Genomic DNA, 13,424 nt, shown 5'->3' on the forward strand with positions numbered 1-13,424 from the left:
ACAAAATCTGCGAAAAGCTCCTAATAAATCCTGTAAAGAGCTACTTTTGTAATCTGCAATCGCCCGATGCCCAGGTTGTACTCATAGACTATTTATAAAAACTCATCGATATAATACCCATGCTTTCAGTTACTCCTTTTGACCAGACAGCTGCTTTCAAGAAACTCAAGACCCATCATAAGACCCTGGCGAAGAAACATCTTCGCGAGCTCTTTGAGGAGGATGAAAACCGATTCAAAAAGTTTTCGATCAGGCTGGGAGATATTCTGGTAGATTATTCCAAAAACCGGATCAACAGCCGTACCCGTGCGTACCTGGTGCAACTGGCGGAGGAGTGTGGTCTGCAGGAGGCTATCGAACAAATGTTTACCGGCGAAAAGATCAACCGGACCGAAGGTCGTGCCGTACTGCACGTTGCGCTTCGCAATCGTTCTAACACGCCCATCATGGTGGATGGAAAGGACGTAATGCCGGAGGTGAATGAGGTACTGGAAAAGATGAAGAGCTTCTCGACCAGCGTGCGTTCGGGAGCATGGAAAGGCTACACCGGTAAAGAGATTACTGATCTGGTCAATATTGGTATCGGTGGTAGTGACCTGGGGCCGGTAATGGTGACTGAGGCGCTTAAAGCCTACGGAAAGAAAGGCCTGAACGTACACTTTGTTTCCAATGTGGATGGTACTCACGTTGCCGAAACGCTGAAAGGCCTGAATCCGGAGACGACCCTGATCATGATCGCTTCCAAGACCTTTACTACCCAGGAGACCATGGCCAATGCGCATTCGGCCCGTGAGTGGTTCCTGGAAAAGGCTAAGAACGACGAGCACGTAAAGAAGCACTTCGTCGCTATCTCGACCAACCGAAAGGAAGTAGAGAAATTCGGTATAGACCCTGAGAATATGTTCGGCTTCTGGGACTGGGTAGGAGGGCGCTACTCCCTGTGGTCAGCCATTGGTCTGTCGATTGCCTGCTACATAGGCTTCCAGAACTTCGAGCAGCTGCTGGCCGGTGCGCACGATATGGACAACCACTTCCGTACTACCAAGTTTGAGCGGAATATACCCGTGATGCTGGCCCTGCTGGGGATCTGGTACAACAACTTCTTCGGAGCCGAGTCACACGCCATTCTGCCCTACGATCAGTACCTGCACCGCTTTGCCGCTTACTTCCAGCAGGGCGATATGGAAAGCAACGGCAAGTCGGTAGGACGAGACGGCCAACCCGTCAATTATCAGACAGGACCTATCATTTGGGGTGAGCCCGGTACCAACGGGCAGCATGCTTTCTACCAGCTCATCCACCAGGGTACCAAGCTGATCCCTTGTGACTTCATAGCACCTGCCAACAGCCACAACCCGATTGGTGAGCACCACAAGATGCTACTGTCGAACTTCTTCGCCCAGACCGAAGCCCTCATGAACGGCAAGACCTATGACGAAGCCAAAGAGGAACTGGTAGCCGCGGGCAAGAGCAAGGAGGAGGTAGATTTTCTTACACCGTTCAAGGTATTCGAAGGCAATCGCCCGACCAACTCCATTATGGTAAAGAAGATCAATCCGCGGGTACTCGGTAGCCTCATTGCCATGTATGAGCACAAGATATTTGTGCAGGGGGTCATCTGGAATATATTCAGTTTTGATCAGTGGGGCGTAGAGCTGGGCAAGCAGCTGGCTAACAAAATCTATCCTGAGCTCCAGAACGACTGGCCGGTATCGGATCACGACAGCTCTACCAACGGACTGATCAACCAGTACAAGCGCTGGAGGTAGATAAGTCAAGAGACCGAATGTCACGTTGTAACGTTTTCTGATAAACACCCGGAATACCATGTGTGTCAATCTGAAAGCGTTAAATGAGTCGTTCCTCCTGGGCCGAAGAAGCCCAGGAGGAAGAGGATAACTACCCCTACGCCTGGCTACAATCCAATGAGCAGAATACGGAAGAAACTACTGGTACCTACAAGAAAAAAATCAGCAGAGGGAGGCCTGTGCTGATTCATAGATGAAAAATAAACGATACGCTGATCTAGACTCTTTGCTGAGACAGGTCAGCGTATTTGTTTACCAGCACGAATAGCAGGTAACCCACCACTACCCCTCCCGCATCGGCTACGATGTCCCACCAGTCAAAGCTCCGGTCAAAGGGAAGCATCTGCTGATAAAATTCAATAAAAACGCCGAATAGGATTCCAACCACCGCCACTAGTGTAGACTGTCTTGGCTTCAGGAGGGTCCAGAGCAGGGTCCAGCCCGCAAACATGCCTACGTGTACAATCTTATCAAAGTAGGTAACCGGAGCATCCGGTAGTTCCTTGCCGGGCCAGGTACAGGCTACCATGATCAGGAACGTCCAGAGCCTGGCGGGCCAGCGGTGTCGGGAAAGCCAGATGAGTAATGAGCCAAGCATTGGAAGTAAAGATTGGTATAAGGTATTACGGCTTCAATATACGCACATTTCGTGCCCATTTGGCCGGAATGGAATTGGAAGTTAGCATATGGGCAGTAGATAGGCAACGGATAGCAGGAGCCTGAGTCCACCTTCCTGGTGCCAACACTACGGTATATGGGTTGATGGTTAGGGTACTAGGAATGCCTTACTCAAGCAAAAAAGTAAAACAGGCCGCTCCGGGTTCTGATCCAGAGCGGCCTGTTTTTATGAGGTACTACTAGCTCGTCTAGTTAGGCAGCGGCTTCTACGTTCCGGTCCGAGGTTCTGAACTTTTGAACCAGTAGTAGGGTAAAGCTGGCAATGGCGCAGAAGGCCATTACACCGGCCATAGGTATGGCCGTGCCATTATGTAGGTAGCTCACCACGGCCGACGCCAGGGCTCCGAACAACAGCTGAATAAAACCCATAAAAGCCGACGCGCTACCGATATTCCGGGTGATGGGCTCCAGCGTAAGAGCCGAAGTATTGGGGGTCAGGAAGCCTAGTGCAAATAGGTACAGGAATAACAGGGTCAGGAACCCCATCCACGGCAGGGACTGGGTCACTACCCCGGCTACCATCACAAAACCTACTATACTTATACACAGCGATGATAATTCGGCCACGCGGACGCTGGTAGAGGTACGCAGGCAAAGGCGGTTGACCTGGCTGCCCGCTATATAGCCTAATGCATTAAAGCTAAATAACCATCCGTACTGAGCATCAGTAAAGTGGAGCAGGTTCATATAAATAAAAGGTGAACCGGCTACGTAAGCAAACAGGCCTCCGGTGGCAAAGCCTCCGGCCATGGCATAAATCATGAAAGTCGGCTCTTTGAGTACTACCCAGTAGTCACGCAGTACGGCCGATGGACGAAGTGTGACGGAAGGGTCAGGCTGACGGCTTACGGGCAGGAAGAAATAGACGGCCGCCAGCATAAGGGCACTGATTAGTGCCAGGAAGCCGAATATGTACCGCCAGCCCAGTGAAGCTACGATCAGGCCACCCATGGTAGGGGCAATGAGCGGAGCTACACCCATGATAAGCATCAGCGTAGAGAATACTTTGGCGGTATCGGCCGGGGGAAACAGGTCCCGTACGATGGCGCGCCCGGCTACCATACCGGCGCATCCGCCCAGAGCCAGCAGCGCCCGCAGGGCGATCAGCCAGTGTACCGTGGGCGCCATGGCGCAGATAATCGCTGCCACTGTATAGAGCGACAGACCAAAGAGTAGGGGAGCTTTACGACCAAAACGGTCTATAATGGGCCCGTAGAACAGCTGCCCTACGCTAATCCCGATAAAGTAGCTGGTTAATGAGAGACCTACATCGGCTATGCTCACGTTGAGGTCTTTGGCAATAGCCGGAAAGCCCGGCAGGTACATATCTATACTAAAAGGACCTAATGCGGATAGTACCCCCAGGAGCAATATTACTTTTTTTAGTTCTTTCTTGCTCATGCGTTTGTTGATGTGGATAAATAACAATTTTTACCGTTGCAAAATTAGCTATATTAGCCTGAAAGATAGCTATATAATGTATATGTAAAATTGTATTTATCTAATACTGCCAGGTCGCTACTTCTCGTAGAGCTCGATGGGGAGCCCATCAGGATCAGCAAAAAAGGTGAAGCGCCTCTGCGTAAACTCATCCGTGCGGATGGGCTCAGTTTCGACTCCCTGACTATTCAGTGTAGCAATGGATGCTTCCAGATCCTCCACCGCGAAGGCGAGGTGACGCAGTCCGGCCGCTTCGGGGCGCGATGGTCGGGCCGGGGGAGCAGGAAAGGAAAACAGCTCAATGATGTACTGACCATTCAGCGCCAGGTCCAACTTATACGATTGCCGGGCTTCACGGTATACTTCTCGTACGATAGTGAGCCCAAGTACGTCAGTATAAAAAGCCTTGGAGCGGGCGTAGTCGGAGCAGATAATAGCAATGTGGTGTACGTGGCTGAGCATGGAAAGATAAGTGATAAGTAGAATAGTAAAGTAGGGGTAGCTTGTCAGCGTCAAATATAGCCAAAACCCTGGCATAGAATTATAGCTTATAGGGTATAAGCAGGTGCAGGTGGATGAAGGGAGGGCCAATGCCACACCTTAGCCCAATGCCTGACAAGTACAAACCATTGCATTCAACAACTTACTAGTATCTACTATGAAAGCTATTTGGAATAACAAAGTATTAGCCGAGAGCAACGAAACTATGGTGATTGAGAACAACCACTACTTCCCGGCTGAGTCCGTTAATAAGGAATACTTCAAGGAATCAGATACCCACACAGCCTGCGTCTGGAAAGGTACCGCTTCGTACTATGACATCGAGGTGGATGGGCAGGTGAATAAGGATGCCGCCTGGTACTACCCTAATCCCATGGATCAGGCCAAGCCGCTCAAAGACATGGTAGCCTTCTGGAAAGGGGTGGAGGTAACGGAGTAGTCAATAGTTGGCACTTATGAACTTATAATCAGAGTGGTTGGTCGTAGCATTGCAGGCAATGCTACGACCAACCACTTTGGTACTTATTACTCGCTTAACTTTTTTATCGGTGTTAGAAGTACCTTCCTGAACTCTACTTCTGAGCCCTCGGCCTGCAGGGCGATCTGTCCCTTACGGGCGGTGGCGTTATAGCCGAAGTTGACGAAATCGCCATTCACCCACACTTTCACCGAATCGTTCAGACATTCGATAGTCATCTTGTTCCATTCACCGACGGGCTTTTCGGAGCCATCGGTGAGGTTAGGAATACGGCGGAGCTTATCACCGTTAACCCCCCATTTCTCACGGGGACCGCGACGTTTCTCCATATCCGGTACTACAATATCTTCCTGAATACACCAGAAATCACCGGCATTCTGGTGCATCATCTGTACTTCTATAGACTTGGGAAACATCTCATACAGGGCGCGGGGCGTTGAGGCGTGTACCAAAGCGCCACAGTTACCGGGCTTACCGGCAAAGCGGTACTCGATTTCCAGACGGTAGTTTTGGTAGGAAGCATCCGTAATCAGGTGCCCACCGGGAGTACCTAGGCTGACAAGCATGCCATTGCGCACTAGAAAGGGATTGATGGCATTAGGGTTCTTATCGTGCTCGGGTACATCGGCATGCCAGCCTTTGAGGTCCTTGCCGTTGAAGAGGCTTTTGGTCTGGGCTTGAAGCGTGGAAACGGAGGTGAAAAAAAGGGCTGCCACGACGGAGGCAGTTACTACAAAATTATTCATGATGGTCTTCTTGAGAATGAACATGTCTAACAAAGCTAGGTATGGCCCGGTACTACTATCATCCTCAAAGATATTGTGGTAGACTTGACGATCCTCCTCCTTTATATACTACTAGTTGAGTAGCTCCTTTACGACCCCTTGACCCTGTTTCATGTTTCGATATATCTTATATGTACTAAGTCCGGCGGTAGTTGTCCTAACACTGATAGGTACTTCTTCCGGGCCTCCCGAAAAGGGTTCGCTAGCGGACATTGATAAATTAGACCAAGACTGGGCCGAGTACAACGGCGGTCCCGACCGGAACCACTATTCTCCGCTTACTCAGATTGATACTGGTAATGTGTCCCAGCTAAAAGTAGCCTGGGAGTACGCATCGGGCGGAGCGGATACTGTTCGGAATACTACCCAGCTGCAGTGCAACCCCATTGTCATCAACGGAGTACTCTACGGGGTGTCGGCCGGTTCGCAGGCCTTTGCGCTGGAAGCAGCCACGGGACGAGAACTCTGGAAGACTAACCTCACCGACGATACCTTCAGCATGACCAGCCGGGGCGTCACCCACTGGACCGACGGCAAAGCTAGTCGCATTTTCTTCGGGTATGGCTCTTACCTGTACGCTCTGGATGCCCGCACCGGTAAGCCCATTGCCACCTTTGGGAATGGAGGAAAGATCAACCTCAGGGATGGCCTTGAACGTCCCGGTGCTGATGACTATGTCATATCCAATACCCCAGGAGTAATCTATAAAGACCTGATCATTATGGGCACCCGCGTCAACGAAAGCGCCGCCGCCCTTCCGGGTGATATCCGCGCCTACAACGTCCGGACTGGTAGAGTCGTGTGGGCGTTCCGGACCGTACCTCGACCCGGCGAGTACGGCTACGATACCTGGCCCAAAGACGGCTATAAGAATGTAGGCGCCGCCAACAACTGGATGGGCATGGCCATAGACCGAAAGCGGGGGATTGTATACGCACCTACGGGTTCGGCGGCGTTTGACTTCTACGGAGGCAACCGGCCCGGCTCCAATCTTTTTGCTAACTGCCTGCTGGCGCTGGATGCGGGTACCGGCAAGCGGTTGTGGCACTTCCAGACGGTACACCACGATATCTGGGACCGCGACATACCGGCTCCACCGAATCTCTTTACGGTAGTTCACGGTGGTAAAAAGATTGACGCCGTATCGGTACTGAGTAAGCAGGGATTCTTGTTTGTATTTGACCGGGTGACGGGGAAGCCGCTGTTCCCCATCGAAGAGCGGGCGTTTCCGGCATCGGATATACCCGGGGAACAGGCCTGGCCTACGCAGCCTATCCCGTTAAAGCCTGCGCCCTTTACGCGACAGAGCTTTACCGAAAAGGATCTAAGTCCTTATATAACAGGTAATGAGCGGGAGGAAATAGTGGCCGAGATCCGGAAGGCCAAAACCGGGCAACCCTTTATACCTCTGGGCTGGGAGCGTACCATCTTTTTCCCCGGTACCGACGGTGGTCCCCAGTGGGGAGGGGCCGCGGTGGATGAAAACAGTATCCTGTACGTGCCGGCGAAGGAGAATCCGGTGTACTCGGCCATCAAAGACGCTCCAAAACAGCAGGGTACTACGGCCTCGGTGACGGGCAAAAAACTGTATGAAGCCAACTGCGGTGCCTGCCACGGAGCTACCCGCGAGGGGAGCCATGATGGTACATACCCCTCTCTACTGAACTTATCAGTACGTAGCAACGAACCGGCGGTGCATCAGCTATTGGCAAAAGGGAGAGGCATGATGCCAGCCTTTACGCAGCTGAAGGAAGCGGAGCGGAAAGCGATTGTTGATTTCCTGTTTGGTAAAGAATCAGCCGTAGCCACCGAAGACAGGCCTGCCCGTACTACGGTACCCTATTCACACACGGGCTACAATCGCTGGTACGACTCCAAAGGGTATCCCATAAGCCAGCCGCCCTGGGGTACCCTCACGGCCATCAACATGCATACCGGCGACCACCTTTGGCAGGTACCTCTGGGTGAGTACCCCGAGCTTACGGCGCAGGGAGTACCACCTACGGGTACTGACAACTACGGCGGGGCGGTAGTCACCAGGGGCGGACTCCTGTTTATTGCCGCCTCCCGCGATGAGCAGATCCGTGCCATTGATCGCCGCACCGGCAAGACCCTTTGGCAGGCACCGCTACCCGCGGCGGGTTATGCTACCCCAAGTACTTACTCCGTCAACGGTAAGCAGTACGTGGTAATAGCCTGCGGCGGAGGGAAACTGAAAACCAGGTCCGGCGATAAATACGTGGCCTTTGCACTACCTTAATTTTACAACTGACCGTCTATGCAATTTGACCGGAGAAAATTTCTGAAAGCAGTACCTTTAGGAGCAGTGGCTCTGTCAGCCGCACAGGGTAAGTCCGCAGAAGTACCCTTGACTTACAGTGCCAACCGCTCTGCCCACATCAAACTCAGCTGTAACCTGTACTCATTCAATGATCCCCTCAGAAAGGGAGAGATGACGCTGGCCGAGGTACTCCGTTTCTGCTCGGATTTGGGCTTTGATGCGGTAGATCCTACCGGGTACTACTTTCCCGGCTATCCTGAAGTACCTCAGGATGAGTACGTGTACGAAATCAAGAAGCAGGCTTTCCTGCTGGGGCTGGATATCAGTGGTACTGGGGTCCGGACGGACTTCTCAGCCGCTAATAAAGCCAAACGAGCCGCCGATGTAGAGCTGGTACGTAGGTGGGTAGACGTAGCGGCCAAAATGGATGCACCGGTACTGAGGGTATATGCCGGTAGAGGAGTACCGGAGGGACACGCCGAGCGGGAGGTGATGGATTGGGCGGTGGACAGTATACGGCAGTGTGTGGAGTACGGCAAGCAAAAAGGCGTAATGATCGTACTGCAGAATCACAACGAGCTACTCAAGACCGTGGATCAGGTACTTTATATCCGAAACAAGATCGCTACTGATTGGCTGGGTATCAACCTGGATATCGGGAGCCTACGGGCAGGAGACCCGTATGAGGAGGTAGCTAAGTTAGCTCCGTATGCCTATACCTGGCAAATCAAGGAGAATGTGTATCGGTACGGCAAGGAGGAAAAGACGGATCTGAAAAAGATCATTCAGATCATTCGAAATGCAGGGTACCGGGGCTACATACCCCTGGAAACGCTTTCGGGGGATCCGCGTGTGCAGATACCCCGATTTCTGGCGGAGGTGCGGGAGGCTATGCGTTAACAGCCCCCGGTCCGGTATATCTAGTAAGCTAGTATAGTTTTATTCACTACCTACGATGTAGGATAATCAACAAATACCTTGGCCAGTGAGGCAGTCAGGGCATCTATAAACGAAGGTTTCGTCATAAAGTCGGTAGCGCCTAGCTGCTTGGTTTCGAGTATATCCCTGGGCTCCGACGAGGTGGAGTAGATAATAATCGGGGTCTGGTCCAGGCGTTCAATCTTCTTAAGCTCGGTCAGGCACTGCTTGCCGTTCATACGTGGCATGTTCAGGTCCAGAAAGATATACTCCGGCACGAAATCAGAATTCCTGTTCAGCTTCTGCAGGGCATCCAGGCCATCATCTGCGGTTACGCAGTGGATGGTCGGGTCCACCTTATTCAGAGCCAGGGCAAAGATTTCCTGATCGTCCTGATCGTCATCAATCAATAAACAGGTAATAGGGTTAGGCATATTCGGGGTACTGGCTACTAGTTGTTGATGATGCAAAGTTTAAAGTTTATAGTAAAGTTACATGTATTTATGACAATTCAAAATGGTCCTGCACCTCTCCTGAAAGCCCCGGCTTTCGCTTCTTAGTATATTCTGAGATTACTCAGGGGCGATAGGGATATGGCGCTCCGGATGGCTCCGTAACGGATACTTTAAGTGGGCCAAGCTCTAAAAAAGGATGGTATGAGTAACAAAGAGCTTGTTGCCCCCTCTTTATCTGGTCATGATGTTAAAGCAGATGTATAGTTATTTTCATAGTATATGTTTAAGGTACCTGATCTGAGCAGCTCGACTTTTTATGGACTGATTACTCAGTATTCTCGGTGGTGTTGTTTACAGTAGCACCAAAACTACAGAAGTGTAACTTTTGTTTGACGCAGGTTCAGCAGGTACTTCTAAAGCGTTTCCAGGGCCTGCTCCAGGTCTCTGATCAGGTAGTCGGCATCTTCCAGACCGATGTAGATGCGGGCCATCCGGTGGCGTTCATTGGCCGGATCAAACTCCTCGGGAGAGATACCCGCCGCCTGTGGCAGGATCAGCGACTCGTGACCACCCCAGGATACCGCCACCAGAAAGTGCTTCAGCGTGTAGGCAAACTTCTCGATCTGCTCAGCGCTATTTGCTTTTAGCTGCACCGTTAGCAACCCACAGGCACCTGTCATCTGCCTGCGGGCCAGTTCGAGTTGCGGAAAATCGTCATCCAGCGGGAAGAATACTCGTTCAATCTTGGGGTGTTGCTTGAGGTAGGTAAGTACCTTCTGGGTGGTCTGGCTGATGCGGTCCAGGCGCATGGGGAGGGTACGGAGGCCACGCAGGAGCAGCCAGGCGTTAAAGGGCATGATGCCCGAGCCGGTGTTGAGCAGCTGCTCGTTGAATATCTTCGCCAGCATCTCTTTGGTACCCGTCAGCACTCCCGCGACGGTATCGCTGTGGCCACCAATGTACTTCGTGGCCGACTGCAGGCTCAGGTCTATACCCAGTTGGTGGGGCTTCTGGTACAGAGGCGTACAGTAGCTATTGTCAATGATGGTGATGATCCCCCGGCTCTTTGCCAGCCTAGCTACGGCCTCCAGGTCCTGTAGCTCGTAGGTAAGGGTATTGGGCGACTCCAGGTAGATCAGGCGTGTTTCGGGACGCAGGGCTCCTTCGAAGTTTTCGATGCGGGTACCATCCACGTAGGTAGTACTTACGCCAAAGCGGGGTAGTATGTTATCGAACATCCGGTAGGCCCAGGTATAGGGTTTCTGTACCGATACGATATGATCACCCCCTTTGACATTGGCCAGCACGGCGCAGAATATGGCAGAGGCTCCGCTGTTAAACACCAGCGCGTCTTCGGCTTCGTCGAGGGCCGCCAGTTTCTTACGGAGTATATTTACGGTAGGATTAACCCCTCTTGAATACAGATAGGTCGACATTTCGTCCTGAAATGCCGCGCGTATATCCGCAAAGGAGTTAAAGGTAAAGTTACTGGTCTGGATAATAGGTGGGGCCACTGCATTGAAGTAGCTGGAGCGGTCTTCGCCCAGTTCATTGATAATATACGAAAGGTCCATGCCGGATAGGTGCTGACAGAGTTAGTGGTTAACAGGTTTAGGAGCCGTACCAGCGACTCCCCGGTCTGCAAGATAGCCAAGCCTGATATAATCTTCGTAGTGAACTCTAAGGAAATGCGTGTGATGTATTACATCTGCAGCTCAGCCTCCTTTCGCTCAAACTCCATCACCTGATCCTGGGTAATGATTCCTGACTTCACGGAGTGTAGTATAGCTTCGCTGCTGTGGCGGAAGTAGCAGGTATCGACGCCCAGTCCGCTCATGTTTTCCATGAGTCGTAGGGCTTCGTGATTCTGCGAAGAGCCGGTCTGGCGAATAAATACCGCCTGAATACTCATCGGGAACGTCTTGCAGATTACTTCGTAGATGTGCGGGTCGCGCTGCGAATCATCACCCAGCAGGATGAACTTCAGGTGCGGATAAAACTTGATGATATTCCGGATCTTCCGCTCCTTGTGATCGTGAGACCCCCGGCCCGTCATCAGAAAGTCCCCCAGGCTGTCCTTGACGCTTTTGAGCTTGAGTACCGCCTTCGGTAGACCGTTAAAGTGCGTAAACCTGACTATAAATTCGTACAGATTCCACTCACTGCTCGATACGAAGAAAAATGTATTGCCTTCGGTAGTACTCTTATCCCGTCCGGCAAAACTAAGGAGCCGGTAGTGTTTAACAACGTCCTCAAAGGGCATACGTGACTCCACATTTTTCGTTAGCATTACGTAGAGTTTTTTCAACAGATGACCACTGTACGAAATCAGGAACGTATCATCTATGTCGGAGATTATTGTATAAGCACCTTCATAAGGTACCAGAAATTCGCCGGTACGGGTGAAGTTGTAGTGATTGCCCTCTAACTGATGATCAATACTGACTTCGTAGGTATGCCATCCGCAGTCAAGAGGCTTCTGAAGGGGTATATTAAACTCAAAAAAACCATCGCTGAGCGTACGTGTTTCTACTGTCATATCACCATAATGAAGAATGACGCGGGCGTTGGCAATGGTTTTTATAGTAAACAGTTGTAGAATAGAATTAATGTACTTGAACCCCTTCCGGTCGTACAGGTCCTTGGCAGAAGGGTATCTCCGAAAAGCATGTCCAAAGACCACCAGTTCGTTTGGATTAGCGTAACCACGGTAAAGTTTGAGTTCAACTTGTTTCATGTATACCAGTCATTATTTGATAACAAACATAATCGAAAAAGAATATGCCATCGGAAGAGAGGGTACTGCTGATTGTCAATCCTATTTCGGGTAGTCTTGAAAAAGCGGATGTAGTAGATTTGATCGAAAATAGATGTAAAGCTTCCGAACTGAAGCTGGAAGTATATTCAACCACCGGAGAGAACGACCTGCAGACCATCGTGAAACTACTGGACGAATACAAACCAACGCGGGTATTGGTAGCGGGTGGTGATGGTACTATTACTATGGTTGCCCAGGCTCTTGAAGGCAAAGAGGCTATTCTGGGGATCTTACCGGCTGGTTCATCCAACGGACTGGCTACCAGCTTCAATGTCCCTGCTGATTTTATGGAAGCCCTTGAAGTGGCACTTAGCAGTAATGTAGCCCGTATTGATGGCGTAAGGATTAACGGTGAAATCAGTCTGCACCTGAGTGATCTGGGGTTGAATGCTCTGTTGGTTAAGAACTTTGAAGAGGGGGATACCCGCGGTAAAATGGGCTACGCTAAGGAGGTCATCAAGACTTTAACTGAGCACGAAACATTCAGAGTCCGGATCCGTACCGCAGAGGAAGTACTGGAAACGGAGGCCGTTATGGTAGTTATTGCTAACGCCCAGAAGTATGGTACCGGCGTTACGATCAATCCCTACGGAAATATCCTTGATGGATTGTTTGAGGTAGTTATAGCCAAGCGGTGGGATGTGATCGAGTTGGTCAAGCTCATAGCGGGTAGTACGGAGTTTGATCCGGAGGTGGTGACTATGTTTTCGGTGACCTACGCCGAAATCGAATGTCTGGACCAGGAGGTGGACTTTCAGATTGATGGCGAATACAAAGGACAGGTCCGGAAAGTAACGGCACAGATGGTCCCCCAACTCCTGTCAATAGCCATACCAGAGCCGCAGACAGTTTAGCTCGGTAGCCCCAGTACTATATTTTTTCCAGTGTTTCTCGGGTCAGTTCTCCCCGGGTGTCTCCGGTATTCACCGTGGTGGCCGGTTCAAACAGCATTACTGATACTTCCTGCTCAGCAACCGGCCGGTGTTCGACTCCTCTGGGGACGATCAGAAACTCGTTCTTATTTACTTCGACTGTCCGGTCCCGGAACTCCATACGAAAGCTACCTTCCAGTACGTAGAAGAGCTCATCTTCGTGGTCATGCTTATGCCACACAAACTCCCCCTTGAACTTCACCAGCTTCACGTGTTGTCCATTGAGCTCGCCTACCAGGCGAGGGTTCCAATGATCGGAGAACAGAGCCAGTTTATCAGCGATAGTTATTTTATCCATGGTAGAAACAATGATTTATTGAGCATTTAGCC

The 13,424-nt window shown here is 51.0% G+C and carries 14 protein-coding genes; 6 read left to right on the forward strand and 8 right to left on the reverse strand.

The genetic code is table 11. The features are described from left to right. The first annotated feature begins 119 nt into the window (after nt 1-119). Nucleotides 120-1,769, forward strand: coding sequence for a glucose-6-phosphate isomerase (gene pgi, locus JTN23_RS10630; protein WP_247234707.1), 1,650 nt, complete (start codon nt 120-122; stop codon nt 1,767-1,769). Nucleotides 1,770-1,852: 83 nt separating this feature from the next. Next, nucleotides 1,853-2,005 (forward strand): hypothetical protein, encoded by a 153-nt coding sequence (locus tag JTN23_RS10635; protein WP_247234709.1) that lies wholly within the window; start codon nt 1,853-1,855, stop codon nt 2,003-2,005. Between the two features lie 20 nt (nt 2,006-2,025). Here the strand turns inward: JTN23_RS10635 and JTN23_RS10640 are convergent, their stop codons facing one another. From JTN23_RS10640 to gloA2, 3 genes are all read right to left on the reverse strand, one after another. Further along, nucleotides 2,026-2,406, reverse strand: a complete 381-nt coding sequence (locus JTN23_RS10640) for a VanZ family protein (RefSeq protein ID WP_247234711.1) — start codon at nt 2,404-2,406, stop codon at nt 2,026-2,028. Between the two features lie 272 nt (nt 2,407-2,678). Further along, the gene (locus tag JTN23_RS10645) at nt 2,679-3,887 is read right to left on the reverse strand and encodes a multidrug effflux MFS transporter (RefSeq protein WP_247234713.1); all 1,209 of its coding nucleotides are present in this window, start codon (nt 3,885-3,887) and stop codon (nt 2,679-2,681) included. 117 nt (nt 3,888-4,004) lie between these two features. Continuing rightward, complete coding sequence (gene gloA2 / locus JTN23_RS10650; protein WP_247234715.1) at nt 4,005-4,388, reverse strand: SMU1112c/YaeR family gloxylase I-like metalloprotein; 384 nt, start codon at nt 4,386-4,388, stop codon at nt 4,005-4,007. 196 nt (nt 4,389-4,584) lie between these two features. Here gloA2 and JTN23_RS10655 point away from each other — a divergent pair, with 196 nt between their 5' ends. Further along, nucleotides 4,585-4,866: a DUF427 domain-containing protein gene (locus JTN23_RS10655; protein ID WP_247234717.1), complete on the forward strand. Its 282-nt coding sequence runs from the start codon at nt 4,585-4,587 to the stop codon at nt 4,864-4,866. 86 nt (nt 4,867-4,952) lie between these two features. On the opposite strand, the gene JTN23_RS10660 is transcribed toward JTN23_RS10655, so the two are convergent. Beyond that, a complete protein-coding gene (locus JTN23_RS10660; protein ID WP_247234719.1) occupies nt 4,953-5,675 on the reverse strand; it encodes a 3-keto-disaccharide hydrolase in 723 nt (240 codons plus the stop codon). A 127-nt stretch (nt 5,676-5,802) separates the two neighbouring features. On the opposite strand from JTN23_RS10660, the gene JTN23_RS10665 reads away from it, so the two are divergent. Both JTN23_RS10665 and JTN23_RS10670 read left to right on the forward strand, forming a co-directional pair. Next, nucleotides 5,803-7,950 carry an outer membrane protein assembly factor BamB family protein gene (locus JTN23_RS10665; RefSeq protein WP_247234721.1) on the forward strand — a complete coding sequence of 716 codons (2,148 nt, stop codon included), beginning with the start codon at nt 5,803-5,805 and terminating at the stop codon, nt 7,948-7,950. 18 nt (nt 7,951-7,968) lie between these two features. After that, the gene (locus JTN23_RS10670; RefSeq protein ID WP_247234723.1) at nt 7,969-8,871 is read left to right on the forward strand and encodes a sugar phosphate isomerase/epimerase family protein; all 903 of its coding nucleotides are present in this window, start codon (nt 7,969-7,971) and stop codon (nt 8,869-8,871) included. 50 nt (nt 8,872-8,921) lie between these two features. Here JTN23_RS10670 and JTN23_RS10675 read toward each other — a convergent pair whose 3' ends face one another. The 3 genes from JTN23_RS10675 to JTN23_RS10685 all read right to left on the reverse strand — a co-directional run bounded on the left by JTN23_RS10675 (nt 8,922) and on the right by JTN23_RS10685 (nt 12,081). Further along, nucleotides 8,922-9,323: a response regulator gene (locus JTN23_RS10675; RefSeq protein ID WP_247234725.1), complete on the reverse strand. Its 402-nt coding sequence runs from the start codon at nt 9,321-9,323 to the stop codon at nt 8,922-8,924. A gap of 434 nt (nt 9,324-9,757) precedes the next feature. Next, entirely contained in the window at nt 9,758-10,918 is a 1,161-nt protein-coding gene (locus tag JTN23_RS10680) for a trans-sulfuration enzyme family protein (protein WP_247234727.1), read from the reverse strand. A gap of 128 nt (nt 10,919-11,046) precedes the next feature. After that, nucleotides 11,047-12,081, reverse strand: a complete 1,035-nt coding sequence (locus JTN23_RS10685; RefSeq protein ID WP_247234729.1) for an App1 family protein phosphatidate phosphatase — start codon at nt 12,079-12,081, stop codon at nt 11,047-11,049. 44 nt (nt 12,082-12,125) lie between these two features. Between JTN23_RS10685 and JTN23_RS10690 the strand changes: the two genes are divergently transcribed. Beyond that, a complete protein-coding gene (locus JTN23_RS10690) occupies nt 12,126-13,016 on the forward strand; it encodes a diacylglycerol/lipid kinase family protein (protein ID WP_247234731.1) in 891 nt (296 codons plus the stop codon). 16 nt (nt 13,017-13,032) lie between these two features. Here JTN23_RS10690 and JTN23_RS10695 read toward each other — a convergent pair whose 3' ends face one another. Beyond that, a complete protein-coding gene (locus JTN23_RS10695; RefSeq protein WP_247234732.1) occupies nt 13,033-13,392 on the reverse strand; it encodes a cupin domain-containing protein in 360 nt (119 codons plus the stop codon). Nucleotides 13,393-13,424 lie beyond the last annotated feature (32 nt).

This window comes from Telluribacter roseus, from assembly GCF_017355915.2.
Taxonomy (GTDB): Bacteria; Bacteroidota; Bacteroidia; order Cytophagales; family Spirosomataceae; genus Telluribacter.